Raw genomic sequence first — 17775 nt, 5'->3', positions numbered from 1 at the left:
GGGCTATGCAGTAGCTGGCAAGTGCGGGTGGGAGGTGTTGCAAAAAAGCCAGTTCGGCCGGCCGGCAGCGTACTGCAGTCGTTGCCGGCATGCCGGACGGGTCACACTCGGGGCTTCATCATCCTGAATGAAAAGGACGCCCCGATGTATCGCAATATTGCCCTGTGTGCCCTCGCCATCGGCCTCGGCGCCTGCAGCTCGCCGCAAGCGCCGCCGGCTGCTGCCGGCTCCCGCCCGCTGCTGGTGGCTCACCGCGCCGGCGCGGCCGACGCGCCGGAAAACACCCTGGTCGCCATTCGCACGGCATTGCGCAATGGCGCCGACGCGATGTGGCTGAGCGTGCAGCTGAGCCGTGATGGCGTGCCGGTACTGTATCGCCCGGCCGATCTGGCCGCCAATACCGATGGCAGTGGCCCGGTGGCCGACAAGACCGTCGAGCAGCTGCAGCAGCTGAATGCCGGCTGGCAGTTCCGGGCCACCGACAGCCAGGGCGCCATCACCTATCCTTATCGTGACCGGCCGGTACCGATCCCCACGCTGCGCGAAGCGCTGGCCAGCCTGCCGCCCGGCATGCCGGTCATGCTGGACATGAAGGCACTGCCGGCCGGTCCGCAGGCCGACGCGGTGGCCCGGGTGCTGGATCACGCCCATGCCTGGGACCGGGCCACGCTGTACTCGACCGAGGCCGCGTATCAGCAGGCCTTCGCTGCCTATCCACGGGCCAGGCTGTTCGAGTCGCGCGACGCGACGCGCGGCCGGCTGGCGCAGGTCGCGCTGCAGCAGCAGTGCGTGGATGCACCGGCCAGACCGGTATGGGCGGCATTCGAGTACCGGCGCGCGCTCGACGTGGTGGAAAAGTTCACGCTGGGGGAAGGGCGCAGCCCGGTACGGGCCACACTGTGGACGCCGGCCTCGGTGGCCTGCTTCCGCAGCGTGGCGCCGGTGCGGATTCTCGCCATCGGCGTCAATACGGCCGACGACTATCGTGCCGCAGCCGCCCTTGGCGTCGATGCGGTCATGGTGGATTCGCCACGGGCGATGCGCGGCGTGCCGGGGACCGGCAACTGACGCAGGGGCGGGGCCGTGCGCTTCCCGCCGCGACCCGGCGGCGGTCTGCCCTGCCAGCAGGCTGACGCGCTGCGTTACAATCGCGCTCCCTGCCGCTGTTCCCGAGGAGTGTCCCGATGGAATCCCGCCTGTCCGAACTCGAAGTCCGGATCGCGTTTCAGGACGAGCTGCTCGATGCGCTCAACCTGAGCGTGGCCCGCCAGCAACAGCAGATCGACCAGCTGCAGCAACAGCTGCGCCTGCTGTACCAGCAAATGCGCACGCAATCGCCGTCGGATGCCCCGGCGCGTTCGCTGCTGGACGACGTGCCGCCGCATTATTAGCCGCCGGCCGGGCTTGACAGCTTTGTTACAATGATCCGATCGACTGTGATGGAACCCACCATGCTCCACCTTTACAACACCCTTTCCCGTCAAAAGGAAGTCTTCAAGCCGATCCACCCGGGCAAGGTCAACATGTACGTCTGCGGGATGACCGTCTACGACTACTGTCACCTCGGGCACGCGCGGGTGATGGTGGTATTCGACATGGTGGCGCGCTGGCTGCGGGCCGAAGGCTATGACCTGACCTATGTGCGCAACATCACCGACATCGACGACAAGATCATCCGCCGCGCGGCCGAGAACCAGGAACCGATCAATGTCCTGACCCAGCGCTTTATCGACGCGATGGACGAGGACGCCGCCGCACTCGGCGTGCGCAAGCCGGATTTCGAACCGCGTGCCACCCAGTTCGTGCCGGACATGCAGGCGATGATCGAGACCCTGATCGACAAGGGCCGTGCCTACCCGGCGCCGAATGGCGACGTGTACTACGCGGTGCGCGAGTTTCCCGGCTACGGCAAGCTGTCCGGCAAGTCGCTGGACGACCTGCGCGCCGGCGAGCGCGTCGAAGTCGATCCGAACAAGCGCGATCCGATGGACTTCGTGCTGTGGAAGGCGGCCAAACCCGGCGAGCCGGCCTGGCCGAGTCCGTGGGGGCAGGGCCGTCCGGGCTGGCACATCGAGTGCTCGGCGATGAACGAGCACTATTTCGGCGACCATTTCGACATTCATGGCGGCGGCGCCGACCTGCAGTTCCCGCACCACGAGAACGAGATTGCCCAGAGCGAGGGCGCGCACGATCACACCTTCGTCAACTACTGGATGCACAACGGCTTTATCCGCGTCGACAACGAGAAGATGTCGAAGTCGCTTGGCAATTTCTTCACCATCCGTGAAGTGCTGCAGAAATTCGATGCCGAAGTGGTGCGCTTCTTCATCCTGCGTGCACACTACCGCAGCCCGCTGAACTACTCGGATGCCCACCTGGAAGACGCCAAAGGGGCGCTGTCGCGGCTGTATACCGCGCTGCGGCTGGTTGGCGCCGACCAGGTCGACATCGACTGGACCGGCAACGATTTCGCCCGACGCTTCAAGGCGGCGATGGATGACGACTTCAATACCGCCGAGGCCAGCGCGGTGCTGTTCGAGCTGGCCAACGAGGTGAACCGCAGCAAATCGGCTGCCGATGCCGGCCTGCTGCGGGCGCTGGGTGGCGTGCTCGGCCTGCTGCAGCGCGAGCCGAGCGAGTTCCTGCAGGGCGGGACGCTGGAAGGCGCGCTGTCCGCCGGGCAGATCGACGCGCTGATCGCCGCGCGCCGCGAGGCCCGTGCCGCACGCAACTGGGCCGAGTCCGACCGTATCCGCGATCAGCTGGCGGCGGACCATGTCGTGCTTGAAGATGGCCCGCAAGGCACCACATGGAGACGTGCATAGGCCGGCAGTGCAGCGACGGCCTGGCCAGGGGACTATCCGGGCGGGCCGAAAACCGCTACAATGCGCCCCTTTCGTAAAGCAGTGCAGGCAAAACCCCTGCACCCGACACCAAGGAAAAATCATGAAGACCGATATTCACCCGGATTACACCGACCTGGAAGTGAACTGCTCCTGCGGCAACAAGTTCAAGACCCGTTCCACGCTGGGCAAAGACAGCTTCCACGTTGAAGTCTGCTCGGAATGCCACCCGTTCTACACCGGCAAGCAAAAGGTGATGGACACGGCAGGCCGCATCGACAAGTTCAAGCAAAAGTTCGGCAAGTTCGCCCGTTCGTAATCGACGGCGATCGCCCCGATCGGAAAAGACAGCCCCGGCTGTCTTTTTTCACGCCCCGCGCTTTGGCGCGGGGCGTTGTCGTTCCGGGATCAGCGGCAGCGCAGGTAGGTCCAGATCGCCAGTGCCCAGCCGATCAGCAGCAGCGTGCCGCCGACCGGGGTGACCATGCCGAGCCAGAGCGGGGCGCCGAGCGCCATCGCGTACAGGGTGCCGCAGAACAGCAGCGTACCGATCAGCAGCACGCCGGCCGCCTGTGCCAGTTGCGGCCGCCCGAGCCCGGCAAGCGCGATCAGGGCGGCGGCATGCCAGAACTGGTACTGGACCGCGGTATGCCACCAGCCGGCCTGTTGTGGCGACAACTGCGGGGCGAGTGCATGGGCGCCAAATGCGCCGAAAGCCACGCCGAAGAACATCAGTACCATGCCTGCCAGAACGGTTGCCCGCATGTAATACCCCTGCAAAAGGCCGAAGCTTGCCGCCGGGCTTGCCGCCGGTCAACCCGCCCGCAAGTTTTGTCCATGCGGAATGGATTGTGCGAGCGGCAAACAGCACAATCCTATATATTCATGCGTCAAATAGCTTCTCAAAGTAAAAACAGCAGGGGGAGGAAGAATGGACGGTTTCCTGCAGGCATACCGCTTTGTCGAAAAGACGTTCTGGAATTCGCTGTCGCGAAAACTGGGCAGCCTGTTCCTCATCTCGGTGCTGCAACTCGGCTTCGTGTTGCTGGTGTGGCACACCAGTGACGGCATTCGTACCGCGCTGACGCAGGATGCACAGCTGTCCGTCGCCACCCGTGCCGATGTCCAGTCGCTGCTGGACCAGGCGCTGTATGGCGCCGTCGCACTGTGGGTGATGTCGTTCGCCTTTATCGGCTTCATGTTCTGGTACCTGCGCTTCCTGATCGTACGGCCGATCCGCATGATCATCGACATCTTCAATGATATCGGCGAAGGCGTCGGTGACCTGTCGCGCACCATTCCGGCCATGACCTATGACGAAATCCGCGACCTGTCCGAGGCCTACAACCGCTTCCTGAAGAAAATCCGCGAAATCATCAGCCAGGTGCGGCTGATGTCGGTCCGCATCGCGATGGAATCGGCGCGTTCGCTGAAGAACGTCAACGAATCGCTCGGCTCGGCGGAAAAGCAGGAGACGCTGGCCACCCAGGTCGGTTCGGCCAGCGAGCAGAACACCTCCGGCATCAACGAGGTGTCCGGCGAAACGCTGCGCATTGCCGATACCACGGCGGCCAACCTGAATCTGGCCCGCGAAACCCGGGTCGAACTGGACGAGGTGGCCAGGCGGATCGGTGCGGTCAGCGAACGCATCGCCCACTTCAATGTGACCGTCAGCGAACTGAACCAGCGTTCGACGTCGATCAAGGAAATCCTCAACCTGATCAAGGAAATTGCCGAGCAGACCAATCTGCTGGCGCTGAACGCCGCCATCGAGGCCGCGCGCGCCGGCGAATCCGGCCGCGGTTTCGCCGTGGTCGCCGACGAGGTGCGCAAGCTGGCCGAGCGCGTGCGCGGCGCCACCGATGAAATCTCCGGCAATATCGAAACCATGGTCGGGCTGGTGGTCACCACGCAGCAGGAAACGCTGGAAATCACTGCCGACACCCAGTTCGCGACCGAAGTGGTCGACCGTGCATCGCATCACTTCGTCACCATGGTCGACGATTTCGAGCACACGTCGGCCAGCCTGGCCGACATTGCCAGCACCATGCACACGTTTGCCGGCAACAATTCCCAGGTCAATGCCAATGTGTGCGAGATCCGCGAACTGTCGTCCGGCGTGCGCGACAAGCTCACGCATTCGGCGGCGGTGTCGCGCGACCTGTCGAGCGCAACCGAGCAGGTGCAGGAGCTGGTCAGCCGCTTCGTGATCGGCGAGGGCGAGTTCGACCGCACCCTGCAGCTGTCGCGCCAGCAGCGCGACGCACTGGAAGCGCGGCTGAACGAATGGCAGGCCCAGGGCCTGAACCTGTTCGACCGCCACTACCAGCCGATTGCCGGCACCAATCCGCAGAAATTCCACACCAGCTACGACGCCCGCGTCGAGCGGGAACTGCAGGTCGTCTACGATGCGCTGACCGCCGAGGTGGCTGGTGGCCGCTTTGCGCTGCTGGTCGACGAAAACGGCTATGCACCGACCCATATCAGCCGCAACTCGCAACCGCTGACCGGTGACCCTGCCGTCGACCTGCAGGCCAGTCGCGACAAGCGCATGTTCAACGACCCGACCGGGCTGCGTTCCGCGCGCAACCGGCAGCCGTTCCTGCTGCAGACCTACATGCGCGACACCGGCGAAATCCTGTCCGAGCTGGCGCTGCCGGTGACGGTTGGTGGCCGCCCGTGGGGCGCCCTGCGGGTCGGCTTCGATGCACAGAGCCTGCTCGACCAGAGCGCGGCTGAAATGAATACCGCAAAAGCCTGATCATGACGACCCTGCTGCGCATGTTCTGCCTGATCGTTGCCCTGGCGCTGGCGCCGGTGCACGCGGCATCGATGCGCATGCCGGTCGTGGCAGCCGGCCTGTCGGCCCATGCCGGCATGGACGGCATGGATGACAGGAAATGCGGATCGGCCCCTTGTCCGAATCGTACGCCGGCGCAGCCCGACTGCTGTTCGCCTTCACTGCCGGCCTTGCCGGCCGCCATGCCGGGGACGGTCATGCCACTGCTGCCACCTGTGGTCGCGGCCGTGGCGGCGCTGCCTGCCGGCCGTACCTGGGCACCGCCCGAGCGCCCGCCCCGGGCCTGAATTCCCGTGCCAGCCGATTGCCGGACGGTCAGCTGACCGCGCCGGCGCTTGCCACAAACGGGCCGGCCATGCCGCCCGAACAGGAGTTCACCCAATGAAATACCCTTCCTCTGCCGCCACGCTGGCGGTGCTGTTCCTGCTTGCCTCTCCGCTGACCCAGGCCGCGGTGCGCGATGTGACCATGTACAAGAACCAGGGCTGCCTGTGCTGCGACAAATGGGCGCAGCATCTGGAAAAAAATGGTTTCCGGGTCAAGAGCGTTGCCCTCGATGACGTCACGCCGGTCAAGGAAAAGAACCATGTGCCGGTGGCATTGCGTTCATGCCACACCGCGCAGATCGGCGGCTATGTGTTCGAAGGACACGTACCGGCCGATCTGGTGAGCCGCGTGCTGAAGGAAAAGCCGAAGCTGGCCGGGCTGGCTGCACCCGGCATGCCGCAGAGCGCGCCCGGCATGGATCTGCCGGGCAACCATCCGTATGCGGTAATTGCCTTTACCGCTGATGGCAAGACCCGCGTCTACGCGCAGCGCTAAGCCGATGCCGGCTTGCCCGGCAGGGTAAACCAGGCCACCGCCTCGTTCAGATCGAGGGCAAGACGCTCCATATCCTGCGTGTTGCCCGATACGGTATGAACGATGGCGGTGTTTTCTTCTGCCATCTGCGCGACCTGCTCCATGTGGTGGGCGATCTCCGTGCTGGCGACTTTCTGCTCGTGCACCGAGGCGGCAATCAGATCGGCGCTGCGGCTGGTGGCGCTGACGGCGGCTTCGCAGTCGTCGAACGCGGTCTCGACCTGGCCGATGCCCTGCACACTGCGGGCAAGCGCGTTCCGGCTGTTGTCCAGTGCGGATTCCAGCTGGCTGGAGCGCTGCTCCAGTTGCTGCGTGACCGCGGCGATGGCATTGGCCGAGTGGGCCGACTTTTCCGCCAGCTTGCGCACTTCATCGGCGACCACGGCGAAGCCGCGACCACTTTCCCCGGCGCGTGCGGCCTCGATGGCCGCATTCAGCGCCAGCAGATTGGTCTGGTCGGCGATATCGCGAACTTCTCCGGTCATGCTGGCGATCCGGCGGGTATCGCTGATAAAGGCCAGCACCGTGCTGGATACCGCATCCACCGACCCGGTGACGCCGGCCATCTCCGTGATCAGCGCCTGCAGGCGCATCTTGCCGATACCGGCCGTGTCATGGCTGGAGTGTGCATGATGGTACAGGTCGGCTGCGGTATCCGCGACCTGGCTGATGCTGACGGTCAGTTGCTCGATGGAAGCTGTCGCCGCCGCCGCCGCCTCGTTCTGGGCATGGGAAGCGGTTTCGACCCGGGTGGATGAGGTGGACAGGCTGCCGGCCAGTTCGCTGGTCCGGCTGACGCCGTGGTGCACGCTGCCGATCGCCTTGACCAGCGAGAGGCGCATGCTGTCCAGCCTGTGCAGCAGTACGGCGATTTCATCATGGCCGGCCTCGACAGCCGTCGGGCGCAGGTCGCCGGACGCGACACGATCGGCACTGGCAACGGCCTGGGCCAGCGGCCGGGTGATGGAACGGGTAATGGCGATGGCGATGATCAGCGTCAGCAGCAGGCAGAATGCGGAGATGCCGGCGGCAATACTGAACAGTCCTTCTGCCGTCTGCTCGGCATTCAGCGCCCCCTGGTTGGCGAGCACGGAGGACTGGTGATTCAGCTGCTCGAGCAATTGCATCAATTCCAGATGGCGCGGCTTCTGCCTGATCAGTGCCGCGGTGGCCTCGTCATGGCGATTGGCCAGCCCGAGCCTGAGAATGTCCAGCTGGGCCGGCTTGAGTGCCTGGTACCGGTCGCGGATGCTGGCTGCCAGCGCATGAATGGGACTGCTTCGGTCGAAGCGGGCCAGCAGTTTTTGCTGTTTATTGAACAGGCTCATCATGTCCGCCTGCAACTGCTTCAATTCCTGGCTGTAGCTGACCATTAATATCGGGTCGCTGGTCAATACCAGGTCACGCAGCAGGATGCGTTCCCGCAACTGGAGAATCTCCAGCTGGGAGGCATTTTCCAGCATCGGCAGGCTGTTGTCGGAAACGCCCAACGTATCCTGCTCGATTTGTCTGACGCCGAAAATAACCAGCATGGCCATGCTGATCAGCAACAAGGTAATGGCGCCGAATGCGATGGCCAGGCGGTGGCCAATCCTGAATCTGTTCAAGGGAGGGTCCTCTGTTTGGTGCTGACGGGCAAATTCGATGCCCGCGATGATATCGGCCCGGAGTGGCATCGAAACAGGGAACGCGCGCTTGAAACAAGGACAACAGTTTTTGCCGGCGGGATGGAGATTCAAGCCGGCCGCAGACAAAACAAAGGACGCCAGCCTGTGGGGCTGGCGTCCTTTCCGGGTGCTGGCGACTTATTCTTCGTCAGGCGCGTTCAACGCGTTGATCGAATAGCCGGCATCCACATAGGTGATTTCGCCGGTAATGCCCGACGACAGATCGGACAGCAGGAAAGCGGCCGTGTTGCCGACTTCCTCGATCGTCACATTGCGGTGCAGCGGCGAGTTGGATGCAGCCATTTTCAGCAACTTGGAGAAGCCGGAAATGCCGGAAGCGGCGAGGGTCTTGATCGGACCGGCGGAAATGCCGTTGGCACGGATCCCGTCACGGCCGACTGCCGACGCGGTAAAGCGCACGCTGGCTTCCAGGCTGGCCTTGGCCAGGCCCATCACATTGTAGTGCGGCACGGCGCGCACGGCGCCGAGGTAGGTCAGTGCGAGCAGTGCACCATTGCGCCCCTGCATCATCGGACGCGCGGCCTTGGCCAGCGCCGGGAAGCTGTACGACGACACGTCGTGCGCGACGCGGAACGCCTCGCGCGACAGGCTGTCGAGGAAGTTGCCTTCCAGCGATTCGCGCGGTGCAAAGGCGATGGCATGGACCAGACCGTCAAGGCCGTCCCAGTGCTGGCCGAGCTCGACAAACAGCTGGTCGATGTCCTCGTCCACGGTGACGTCGCACTTCAGCACCAGTTCGCTGCCGAAATCGTTCTTCGCCAGATCGGCCACGCGATCCTTGAGCTTGTCGCTCACATAGGTAAAGGCCAGTTCAGCGCCTTCACGCTTACAGGCTTCGGCGATGCCGTAGGCGATGGAACGGTTGGAGAGCAGTCCGGTGATCAGGATCTTCTTGCCCTGCAGAAATCCCATTTGGCTATCCTTCTCGGTTGGAATTGCGCGATTATAGCGTGTCAGACCACAACCCGCTGCCTGGTCCCGATGCGCCTACTCCCTGCAGTCCTGATGACGGTGGCTCTCGCCTGCGTCGCACCCGCCGCCATGGCCTCCTCATCGGTGGCGCTCGGCTATACGCCCAAATACCCGGCCGGCTTCCGCCAGTTCGATTACGTGAACGGCGACGCGCCCAGGGGAGGGCGTCTGCGACTGCCTGCGCTGGGCAGCTTCGACACGCTGAATCCGTTTACGCTGAAGGGCGACAAGGAGGCTGGCGTCGCCGCGCTGATGTTCGATACGCTGGCGGAAAAATCGCTGGACGAGCCATTCTCGCTGTACGGGCTGCTTGCGGACGACATGCGGCTGGCGCCGGACGGCAAGTCGGTGACCTTTCACCTGAATCCGCGCGCCCGCTTCAGCAATGGCGACCCGGTCCTGGCGGCCGATGTGGTCGCGTCGTTCAATGCCCTGACCCGTGACAAGTCGGCCCACCCGCGTTACCGCTTCTACTGGGCCGACATTACCCGCGCGGTGGCGGTCGGCCCGCTGACGGTGCGGTTCGACTTTCGCGAGCGCAATGCCGAGCTGCACATGATCATTGCCGAGCTGCCGATTTTTTCGCGCAAGTGGGGCAATGGCAAGCCACTCGGCGAACGGACGCTGATCGCGCCGATCGGCAGCGGTCCGTACCGGCTGAAAAGCTATCAGCTTGGCCGGCAGAGCGTGTTCGAGCGCCGTGATGACTACTGGGCCCGTGACCTGCCGGTCCGGCGCGGCATGTTCAATTTCGACCAGGTGGTGTTCCGCTATCTGCGTGACGACACGGTGCGACTGGAATCGTTCAAGGCTGGCGAATACGATGTGTCGTCGGAAAATATCGCCAAGCAGTGGGCGCGCGGCTACCGTGGCGAGCGCTTCGACGATGGCCGCATCGTCAAGGCGACCTTTCCGCACCAGAACCCGCAGGGAATGCAGGGCTTCGCGATGAATCTGCGCCGGGCGCCGTTCCAGGACCGTCGCGTGCGCGAGGCCATGGTGCTGGCCTTCGATTTCGAGTGGGCCAACCACAAGCTGTTCTATGACCAGTACTCGCGCAGTAATAGCTACTTTTCCAACAGCGAGCTGGCGGCGCAGGGCATGCCGTCGGCGGCCGAGCTGAAACTGCTGGAACCGTATCGCGGGCAACTGCCGCCAGCGGTCTTTGGCCCGGCAGTCACGGCACCGGACAATGGCTCGCCGGCGGCGCTGCGCGCCAATCTGCGCCGGGCGGCGGCGCTGCTGACCGAGGCCGGCTACCCGATGCGCGGCGCGCAGCGGGTCGATGCGCGCGGCCGGCCGCTGGAACTGGAGTTCCTGACCTTTTCCAAGACCTATGAGCGCATCATCGCGCCGTACGCGCGGAATCTGGCCCGGCTCGGCATCCTGCTCAGCGTGCGGACGGTCGATCCGGCGATCTACCAGCAGCGCAGTGATGATTTCGATTTCGACATGACTGTGGCCGTCTATCCGATGTCGCTGTCGCCGGGCAACGAGATGTTCGAGTTCTTCGGCTCGAAAACCGCCGAATCGCGCGGGTCGACCAATACCGTCGGGCTGAAGAGCCCGGTGGTTGATCACCTGCTTGGCGAGTTCACCCGTTTCCAGAATCGCGAACAGCTGGTCACGGCCAGCCATGCGCTCGACCGCGTGCTGCGTGCCGACTACCTGATGGTGCCGAACTGGCACCTGGCCAGGCACCGCATTGCCTACTGGAACCGCTTTGGCTACCCGAAGACGCTGCCGCGCTACTACCAGCCGCTGGACTGGGTGATCCGCACCTGGTGGGAAGTGCGGCCGGCAACGCGGGATGCCGACGCGGACGACGGGGCGGGGCGCGCCGGCTGACCCGTGCCTGCCGCGTCAGGGCGCCTGCCTGGCCCCGCCAATCCACGCCAGCCGTTCGCGCCAGATCCTCGGTGCCCGGCGGCACAGCAGCAGCATGGCGAGCAGATTGCCGAGCGACACCAGCAGGAACAGCAGCGAGATACTGTCGGTCAGCGCCAGCACCACGGCGCTGGCGACGGTAGCGGCCACCATGTACAGACCGTTGACGATATTGTTCGCCGCAATGGCCTGGGCACGGAAATCCTCCGGTGCGGCAGTCTGCAGCCAGGTGTACAGCGGCACGGTGAAGAAGCCGCCGGACACGCCGAGCAGAAACAGGTCGGCCATGTCGCGCCAGTGTGCCGGGCTGGTCAGGAAAGTGGCCATCGACAGCAGCGGGCCCTGCCACGGGGCATGGGTGGACAGGAACAGATCGATGCCGAACAGGGTCATGCCGGCGCCGCCCAGCAGCACCAGACCGAGCTGGAGCCGGCCGGCCGACAGCTTTGCGCACAGGATCGATCCGCTGGCAATGCCGATCGAGAACAGCGCCAGAATCAGCGTATACACATTGGCGTCGCCGCCGAGGTGCAGCCGGGTAAACGTCGGCAACTGGGTGGTATAGACCGCGCCGAGCAGCCAGAACCAGGAAATGCCCATGATGGCCGAGCCAACATCCGGATAGCGGCGCACCCGGCGCAGCAGCACCCAGGTATCGCCGGCGATATTGGCTGACAGGCGCAGCTTCGGAGCGGGGGCCGGGGCGGCCGGAATCAGCAGGCTGGCCAGCAGGCCGGCGAGGGCGACCGCGACCAGAATCCCGACCGTGGTGTGCGAGCCGGACTGGACCATCAGCGCGCCGCCGATCTGGCCGACCAGAATGGCGACAAAGGTTCCCATTTCGATCAGGCCGTTACCGCCGATCAGCTCGTGCTCGCGCAGATGCTGCGGCAGGACCGCGTATTTGACCGGGCCGAAGAACGTCGAATGGGCGCCCATCAGGAACAGCGCGGTCAGCAGGGCGCCGACGGTGTGGGTATAGAAGCCCCAGGCGGCCAGCAGCATGATGGCGACTTCGGCAATCTTGACCCAGTGCGCGACCCGCGATTTGTCGATTTTCTCCGCCAGCCGGCCGGCCGTGGCCGAAAACAGGAAGAACGGCAGGATGAACACGCCGGCGGCCATGTTGACGATCTGCGCCGGCGGCAGGCCGGCGAAGGACAGCCCGGCATAGCTGACCAGCACCAGGAAGGCGGTTTTCAGCAGGTTGTCGTTCAGCGCGCCCAGAAACTGGGTGCAGAAAAGCGGCAGGAAACGACGGGTCGGGAAGAAGGCAAAGGACGAGGCCACAGCAGCCTTTCGGATACGGAGGGCGAAAGGATACCCGCAAGCGCCTGGCCCCGGCGAGTTACAGCAACTGGAAGGCCAGCCGGGCGGCAATCCGCGCGGTGTGGCTGTCGGTATCGTGGCGCGGGTTCAGTTCGGCCAGTTCGGCCAGCCGGAGCTTGCCACTGGCGCGGACCTGGGCTGCGATGCGCTCGATGACCGCCAGCTCGACCCCGAACGCCGCCGGCGCCGACACGCCGGGTGCGACGCTGGCCGGCAGCACGTCCAGATCGATGCTCAAATGGATGACGTCCACCCGGTCGATGAAATCGCCGAGGATAGCCGGATGCCAGTCCCGCATCGACTGGTCGTCCACCCACTGCACACCGAGTTCGCGGGCGCGGGCGAACAGCGCGGCGGTATTGGACGGCGCGGCGACACCGAGGCATGCATAGTGGAATGGCCAGCCCCGGGCGGCGCAGTCGTCGGCGATCTGGCGGAACGGCGTGCCGGAGGTCGCGCGGTCACCGGCGCGCAGATCGAAGTGGGCATCGAGATTGATGATGCCGATGACCGGTGGCCGCGACTGGCGGGCGCAGTGCGCCGCCAGCCCCTGCCAGGAACCGAAAGCCACCTCGTGGCCGCCGCCGAGCACCAGCGGGCGGTGTCCGGCATCGAGCAGTGTCGCCACTTGTTCGCCGAGCTCCTGCTGGGCGGCCTCCAGGGCGTCACCGTCGCAGCGCACGTCGCCGGCGTCGTACAGCGGCCGCTCGCCATGCCAGGCCAGTCCGGCCAGCGCGCTGCGGATCGCTGCCGGCCCGCCGGCCGCACCGATGCGGCCGTGATTGCGGGCAACGCCGGCATCGCAGGCGAAGCCGATCAGCGCCGTGCCGGGGGCATCGGCGCGCGGGGAGAGAACCTGCTGGTGCCAGCGCCGGCCCAGCGGGCCTTCCTCGCTGTCGATGCGGCCATGCCAGATGGACGGGTCAAACGGAAGGAACATGATCGGGTATCCCGTTGAAAATGCGCTGGGCCAGCGGGTTGTAGCCCAGATGGTAGGACAGCTCGGCCGGATGCCCGATCTCCCACAGCGCCAGATCGGCACGCAGGCCGATGGCCAGCCGGCCGCGGTCGGCGAGGCCAAGCGCGGCCGCTGCATGGCGGGTCACGCCGGCCAGGGCCTCGGCCGGCGTCAGGCGGAACAGGGTGCAGCCGAAATTCATGGTGGTCAGCAGCGAGGTCAGCGGAGAGGTGCCCGGATTGCAGTCGGTTGCCAGTGCCATCGGCACGCCGGCGTCGCGCAGCGCGGCGACCGGCGGCAGCCGGGTTTCGCGCAGGAAGTGAAAGGCGCCCGGCAGCAGCACGGCGATGGTGCCGGCGCGGCGCATGGCCGCGATGCCGTCGGCCGACAGCCATTCAAGATGATCGGCCGACAGGGCGCCGAACCCGGCGGCCAGCGTCGCTCCGCCCTGGTCGGACAACTGCTCGGCATGCAGCTTGCAGGCGATGCCGCGCTCGCGTGCTGCCGTGAACAGCCGGCCGACCTGGGCCGGGGTGAAACCGACCTGCTCGCAGAACGCATCGACGGCGTCGATCAGTCCTTCGTCGTCCAGCGCCGGCAGTACGACCTCGACCAGATGGTCGATATAGTCGTCGGCGCGGTCGGCATACTCCGGCGGCACGGCGTGCGCGCCGAGAAAAGTGGTGCGGACGGTGACGCCTTCGGCGGCGAGGCGACGGGCGACGTGCAGCATCCGGCGTTCGGTGTCGAGATCGAGGCCGTAACCGGACTTGATCTCGACCGTGGTCGTGCCCTCGCCGATCAGCGCAGCCAGCCGCTTTCTTGCGCTGAGATACAGGCTGTTGTCGTCGGCGGCACGGGTATCGCGCACGGTCGAGCGGATGCCGCCACCGGCGCGGGCGATATCGGCATAGCTGGCGCCGTTCAGGCGCAGGTCGAACTCGCGGGCACGGTTGCCGGCGTATACCAGGTGGGTGTGGCAGTCGATCAGCCCGGGCGTCAGCCAGCCGCCATGGCCGTCGATTTCCCGCAGTGCGGTCAGCCCGGCCGGCACGGCGCTGTCGGCGCCGAGCCAGTCGATGCGGCCATCGCGGATGCTCAGCGCGGCATCCCGGCATTCGCCGTAACTGCCAGCGCCGCCTTCGACACCGGCGAGATGTACGCTGCGGATCAGCAGATCGGCTTGCATGGCGCCTCCATCAGGTCAGTGATCCAGCATAGGCAATTGCAGGCCGGCGTCACGCGCGGTTTGCCGGGCCAGCGGATAGCCGGCATCCGCGTGCCGCATCACGCCGCTGGCCGGGTCATTGAACAGCACCCGCTTCAGCCGGCGGTCGGCCGCCTCGCTGCCATCGCAGACGATGACCATGCCGGCATGCTGGCTGAAGCCCATGCCGACCCCGCCGCCGTGATGCAGCGATACCCAGGTGGCACCACCGGCGGTGCTCAGCAGCGCATTCAGCAATGGCCAGTCCGACACCGCGTCCGAGCCGTCGGCCATGGCCTCGGTCTCGCGGTTCGGGCTGGCGACCGAGCCGGTATCGAGATGATCGCGACCGATGACCACCGGCGCTTTCAGTTCGCCGTTGCGCACCATCTCGTTGAAAGCCAGGCCGAGCCGGTAGCGGTCGTGGACGCCGACCCAGCAGATGCGTGCCGGCAGCCCCTGGAAGGCGATGCGCTCGCGCGCCATGTCCAGCCAGTGGTGCAGGTGGGCATCGTCCGGGATCAGCTCCCTGACCTTGCTGTCGGTACGGTAGATGTCCTCCGGGTCGCCGGACAGCGCGACCCAGCGGAACGGGCCCTTGCCCTCGCAGAACAGCGGCCGGATATAGGCCGGCACGAAGCCGGGGAAATCGAACGCCCGGTCGACACCCATCTCCAGCGCCACCTGGCGGATGTTGTTGCCGTAGTCCAGCGTTGCCGCACCGCGTGCCTGCAGCGCCAGCATGGCGCGGACCTGAACGGCCATCGACTGTCTGGCCGGCAGGATGACCGACTGCGGATCGCGGCGCCGGGCCTCGTGCCAGCGGTCGATATCCCAGCCCTGCGGCAGGTAGCCGTTGACCGGGTCATGGGCGCTGGTCTGGTCGGTGACCACGTCCGGGGTGATGCCGCGCGCCACCAGCTCGCTGAAGACGTCGGCGGCATTGCCAAGCAGGCCGATCGACAGTGGCCGGCCATTACGGCGGGCGGTTTCGATCATCTCCAGCGCCTGGTCCAGCGTGTCGGCCTTGCGGTCGAGGTAGCGGGTACGCAGGCGGAAGTCGATTCTCGAGGCGTCGCATTCGACCGCGATCATCGAAAAGCCGGCCATGGTGGCGGCCAGCGGCTGCGCACCGCCCATGCCGCCCAGCCCGCCGGTCAGGATCCAGCGCCCGGCCGGCTGGCCGTCGAAGTGCTGGCGGGCGACGGCAAAGAAGGTTTCATACGTGCCCTGGACGATGCCCTGGGTACCGATATAGATCCAGCTGCCGGCCGTCATCTGGCCATACATCATCAGCCCCTTGCGATCCAGCGCGTTGAAGTGCTCCCAGGTGGCCCAGTGCGGGACCAGGTTCGAGTTGGCAATCAGCACCCGCGGCGCATCGGCGTGGGTGCGGAACACGCCGACCGGCTTGCCGGACTGGATCAGCAGCGTCTCGTCCTCGTCCAGCGCCCGCAGTGAGGCGAGAATCTGGTCGAAACACGCCCAGTCGCGCGCGGCGCGGCCGATGCCGCCATAGACGACCAGCGCCTGCGGATGCTCCGCCACCTCGGGGTCGAGATTGTTCTGGATCATCCGGTAGGCGGCCTCGATCAGCCAGTTCTTGCACGACAGCGTGGTGCCGCGCGGCGCGTGTATCTCGCGGGACGGATCAAGGCGCGGGTCGGTCGGGGACGAGTGGGGCATGGGAAAATCTCCGCAGTGTGTGCATGTCAGGCTGTCCGACATGCGGGGCGCGCACGCCGTGGCCGGCAACTGTCACCGAGTGTAGTGCGGAGAATTTGTATAGACAAGTTGTGGCGTACGTGCGCCGCAAAAAGAAACCGCCACGAGGGCGGTCTGGACTGTCTCTGCTCCCCGCGACAAAGCACGGGCGAGGGAGCGGAAGATCAGGCGGCGGGTGCCGGGACCGGTTTGAGCTGCGTTCCCGGGCTGCTCCGTTTCAGCATCTCGATCACGGACTCGACGGTGATGGTGTCGATCTGGCCGGCCATCCGGCGCTGGGTCGGATGGTCGTCGAACGCCACATTGGCACGGAACATCCGCCCGCCCAGCCGCTTCATCGCGCCGATCTGCAGCGTGCCGGGCTGATAGCCGGCCGACTGCAGCCAGGCCTGCGCGTCGGCACGACGGGCAAACTGGCGACCGGCCAGCGCTTCCGACAGCACTTCCAGTACCCACTGGTTGGAGTTCTGGTACTGGGTCGAGTACGGGTAGGCCAGCATGTTGTAGCGGGACGCGTGCATCTGCTCCAGCGAGGCCGGATTGCGCAGCAGCAGGCGCAGGCGGGCCTGGGTCTGTGCGTCGGGAATCACGACCAGCGACTCGTACGAGAACATGTCGTCGAGGAAGAAATTGGCCAGCCCCTCGCGCCACAGCACCGAGGTGGCCTGGCCGCAGTCGTTCAGCAGGTGGCTGACCCGCCACGGCTGGCCGGGGGCATCGCGGGTGACAAAGGCGGCGTGGGAGTAGTGCAGCCCGTACTCGGACAGATCCTGGCCGACCCGTGCAATCACGGCCACGTCGGGCGACAACTGGTCGAGCTGTTGCTGCAGGGCCAGCCCGCTGCGGAACGCGCTGCGCACGGTGGCCGGTTCCAGCGGGGTTTCGTGGCAGGTCTGGCCGGCATGGGCGGGCAGGGCAGCCAGCATCGCCGTCAGCAGCGGCAGCAGGCAGGCAAGGCGGCGCGCGCTCATGGCTGCAGCGCCGGTGCGGCTTCCTGGTCGACCCGGCTGCGGTGCAGCAGCGCTTCGCCGGCCGTGTTCGGGATAAAGGCCAGCAGCTTGCCCATATAGACCAGCGAGTGACCGGTGGCCTCGGACACGACATTGACCGTCTTGCCGACGGACAGCCCGGCGCCGCGCACGGCGGAGGCGGACATGGCCACCGTGGCCTTGCTGCCGTCGGCCGCTTTTTCCAGCACGACGCGGAAGGTGTCGGCCGATCCTTCGACCAGCGACACCACGACCAGGCCCGAACCGAACGCCCCGGCGACCGAGCCCTGGAGCGGATGGCCGGTTACCGACAGCAGCGGCGAGGCGGCAACGGACATCCCGCCCAGGCTGGCGGTTTCGGATGCGCCCTTGGCGAAGGCGGCTGCCGGCATCAGGCTGGCAGCGCAGGACAGGAACAGGGCAATCGTGGTTTTCTTGACGTGCATGATGGGACCATGGCTATGACGAAGGCGCATTGTAGCCGATACGTCATGTGCTTATGTCATGGCCGGCCAT

At 65.8% G+C, this 17775-nt stretch carries 17 protein-coding genes; 8 read left to right on the top strand and 9 right to left on the bottom strand.

Translation table 11 applies throughout. The features are described from left to right. Nucleotides 1–144: 144 nt before the first annotated feature. The 4 genes from ACYVG8_RS14375 to rpmE all read left to right on the top strand — a co-directional run bounded on the left by ACYVG8_RS14375 (nucleotide 145) and on the right by rpmE (nucleotide 3162). Entirely contained in the window at nucleotides 145–1068 is a 924-nt protein-coding gene (locus tag ACYVG8_RS14375) for a glycerophosphodiester phosphodiesterase family protein (protein WP_107889701.1), read from the top strand. Between the two features lie 116 nt (nucleotides 1069–1184). Next, entirely contained in the window at nucleotides 1185–1391 is a 207-nt protein-coding gene (locus ACYVG8_RS14370; RefSeq protein WP_028498862.1) for a SlyX family protein, read from the top strand. A 60-nt stretch (nucleotides 1392–1451) separates the two neighbouring features. Then, a complete protein-coding gene (gene cysS / locus ACYVG8_RS14365) occupies nucleotides 1452–2825 on the top strand; it encodes a cysteine--tRNA ligase (protein WP_028498861.1) in 1374 nt (457 codons plus the stop codon). 121 nt (nucleotides 2826–2946) lie between these two features. Beyond that, on the top strand, nucleotides 2947–3162 hold the full coding sequence (gene rpmE / locus ACYVG8_RS14360; RefSeq protein WP_028498860.1) for a 50S ribosomal protein L31: 216 nt from the start codon (nucleotides 2947–2949) through the stop codon (nucleotides 3160–3162). Between the two features lie 89 nt (nucleotides 3163–3251). On the opposite strand, the gene ACYVG8_RS14355 is transcribed toward rpmE, so the two are convergent. Next, nucleotides 3252–3608, bottom strand: coding sequence for a DUF423 domain-containing protein (locus ACYVG8_RS14355; protein ID WP_028498859.1), 357 nt, complete (start codon nucleotides 3606–3608; stop codon nucleotides 3252–3254). 166 nt (nucleotides 3609–3774) lie between these two features. Here ACYVG8_RS14355 and ACYVG8_RS14350 point away from each other — a divergent pair, with 166 nt between their 5' ends. From ACYVG8_RS14350 to ACYVG8_RS14340, 3 genes are all read left to right on the top strand, one after another. Next, nucleotides 3775–5604: a methyl-accepting chemotaxis protein gene (locus ACYVG8_RS14350; protein ID WP_460746142.1), complete on the top strand. Its 1830-nt coding sequence runs from the start codon at nucleotides 3775–3777 to the stop codon at nucleotides 5602–5604. Nucleotides 5605–5606: 2 nt separating this feature from the next. After that, nucleotides 5607–5930: a hypothetical protein gene (locus ACYVG8_RS14345; RefSeq protein ID WP_112692371.1), complete on the top strand. Its 324-nt coding sequence runs from the start codon at nucleotides 5607–5609 to the stop codon at nucleotides 5928–5930. Between the two features lie 94 nt (nucleotides 5931–6024). Beyond that, nucleotides 6025–6465, top strand: a complete 441-nt coding sequence (locus tag ACYVG8_RS14340) for a DUF411 domain-containing protein (protein ID WP_051528763.1) — start codon at nucleotides 6025–6027, stop codon at nucleotides 6463–6465. On the opposite strand, the gene ACYVG8_RS14335 is transcribed toward ACYVG8_RS14340, so the two are convergent. Beyond that, nucleotides 6462–8111 (bottom strand): methyl-accepting chemotaxis protein, encoded by a 1650-nt coding sequence (locus tag ACYVG8_RS14335; protein WP_460746140.1) that lies wholly within the window; start codon nucleotides 8109–8111, stop codon nucleotides 6462–6464. The two genes, ACYVG8_RS14340 and ACYVG8_RS14335, sit on opposite strands and share 4 nt — an antisense overlap. 198 nt (nucleotides 8112–8309) lie before the next feature. Next, entirely contained in the window at nucleotides 8310–9104 is a 795-nt protein-coding gene (gene fabI / locus ACYVG8_RS14330; protein ID WP_028498855.1) for an enoyl-ACP reductase FabI, read from the bottom strand. 93 nt (nucleotides 9105–9197) lie between these two features. Between fabI and ACYVG8_RS14325 the strand changes: the two genes are divergently transcribed. After that, entirely contained in the window at nucleotides 9198–11012 is a 1815-nt protein-coding gene (locus ACYVG8_RS14325) for an extracellular solute-binding protein (protein WP_460746139.1), read from the top strand. 15 nt (nucleotides 11013–11027) lie between these two features. Here ACYVG8_RS14325 and ACYVG8_RS14320 read toward each other — a convergent pair whose 3' ends face one another. The 6 genes from ACYVG8_RS14320 to ACYVG8_RS14295 all read right to left on the bottom strand — a co-directional run bounded on the left by ACYVG8_RS14320 (nucleotide 11028) and on the right by ACYVG8_RS14295 (nucleotide 17705). Next, the gene (locus ACYVG8_RS14320) at nucleotides 11028–12341 is read right to left on the bottom strand and encodes an MFS transporter (protein WP_028498854.1); all 1314 of its coding nucleotides are present in this window, start codon (nucleotides 12339–12341) and stop codon (nucleotides 11028–11030) included. Nucleotides 12342–12399: 58 nt separating this feature from the next. Further along, complete coding sequence (hutG, locus tag ACYVG8_RS14315) at nucleotides 12400–13320, bottom strand: formimidoylglutamase (RefSeq protein ID WP_460746137.1); 921 nt, start codon at nucleotides 13318–13320, stop codon at nucleotides 12400–12402. Next, entirely contained in the window at nucleotides 13304–14527 is a 1224-nt protein-coding gene (gene hutI / locus ACYVG8_RS14310) for an imidazolonepropionase (RefSeq protein ID WP_460746136.1), read from the bottom strand. Before hutI ends, hutG begins: the two co-directional genes overlap by 17 nt. A gap of 15 nt (nucleotides 14528–14542) precedes the next feature. Further along, complete coding sequence (hutU, locus tag ACYVG8_RS14305; protein ID WP_460746135.1) at nucleotides 14543–16231, bottom strand: urocanate hydratase; 1689 nt, start codon at nucleotides 16229–16231, stop codon at nucleotides 14543–14545. Nucleotides 16232–16434: 203 nt separating this feature from the next. After that, nucleotides 16435–17241 carry a DUF2145 domain-containing protein gene (locus ACYVG8_RS14300; RefSeq protein ID WP_112692377.1) on the bottom strand — a complete coding sequence of 269 codons (807 nt, stop codon included), beginning with the start codon at nucleotides 17239–17241 and terminating at the stop codon, nucleotides 16435–16437. Beyond that, entirely contained in the window at nucleotides 17238–17705 is a 468-nt protein-coding gene (locus ACYVG8_RS14295) for a hypothetical protein (protein WP_460746132.1), read from the bottom strand. The genes ACYVG8_RS14300 and ACYVG8_RS14295 overlap by 4 nt, the downstream gene beginning before the upstream one ends. Nucleotides 17706–17775 lie beyond the last annotated feature (70 nt).

The sequence above is a fragment of the Microvirgula curvata genome (assembly GCF_054781615.1).
Note: the sequence above shows the minus strand (reverse complement) of the source record. Positions and strands in the feature narration are given on the sequence as shown.

Coding starts and splice junctions, on each gene's coding strand:
- ACYVG8_RS14300 (WP_112692377.1), bottom strand. CDS start 17,241: ATGAGCGCGCGCCGCCTTGCCTGCCTGCTGCCGCTGCTGACGGCGATG.
- ACYVG8_RS14350 (WP_460746142.1), top strand. CDS start 3,775: ATGGACGGTTTCCTGCAGGCATACCGCTTTGTCGAAAAGACGTTCTGG.
- ACYVG8_RS14295 (WP_460746132.1), bottom strand. CDS start 17,705: ATGCACGTCAAGAAAACCACGATTGCCCTGTTCCTGTCCTGCGCTGCC.
- fabI (WP_028498855.1), bottom strand. CDS start 9,104: ATGGGATTTCTGCAGGGCAAGAAGATCCTGATCACCGGACTGCTCTCC.
- ACYVG8_RS14340 (WP_051528763.1), top strand. CDS start 6,025: ATGAAATACCCTTCCTCTGCCGCCACGCTGGCGGTGCTGTTCCTGCTT.
- ACYVG8_RS14355 (WP_028498859.1), bottom strand. CDS start 3,608: ATGCGGGCAACCGTTCTGGCAGGCATGGTACTGATGTTCTTCGGCGTG.
- hutU (WP_460746135.1), bottom strand. CDS start 16,231: ATGCCCCACTCGTCCCCGACCGACCCGCGCCTTGATCCGTCCCGCGAG.
- ACYVG8_RS14370 (WP_028498862.1), top strand. CDS start 1,185: ATGGAATCCCGCCTGTCCGAACTCGAAGTCCGGATCGCGTTTCAGGAC.
- ACYVG8_RS14345 (WP_112692371.1), top strand. CDS start 5,607: ATGACGACCCTGCTGCGCATGTTCTGCCTGATCGTTGCCCTGGCGCTG.
- hutG (WP_460746137.1), bottom strand. CDS start 13,320: ATGTTCCTTCCGTTTGACCCGTCCATCTGGCATGGCCGCATCGACAGC.
- rpmE (WP_028498860.1), top strand. CDS start 2,947: ATGAAGACCGATATTCACCCGGATTACACCGACCTGGAAGTGAACTGC.
- ACYVG8_RS14375 (WP_107889701.1), top strand. CDS start 145: ATGTATCGCAATATTGCCCTGTGTGCCCTCGCCATCGGCCTCGGCGCC.
- ACYVG8_RS14325 (WP_460746139.1), top strand. CDS start 9,198: ATGACGGTGGCTCTCGCCTGCGTCGCACCCGCCGCCATGGCCTCCTCA.
- cysS (WP_028498861.1), top strand. CDS start 1,452: ATGCTCCACCTTTACAACACCCTTTCCCGTCAAAAGGAAGTCTTCAAG.
- hutI (WP_460746136.1), bottom strand. CDS start 14,527: ATGCAAGCCGATCTGCTGATCCGCAGCGTACATCTCGCCGGTGTCGAA.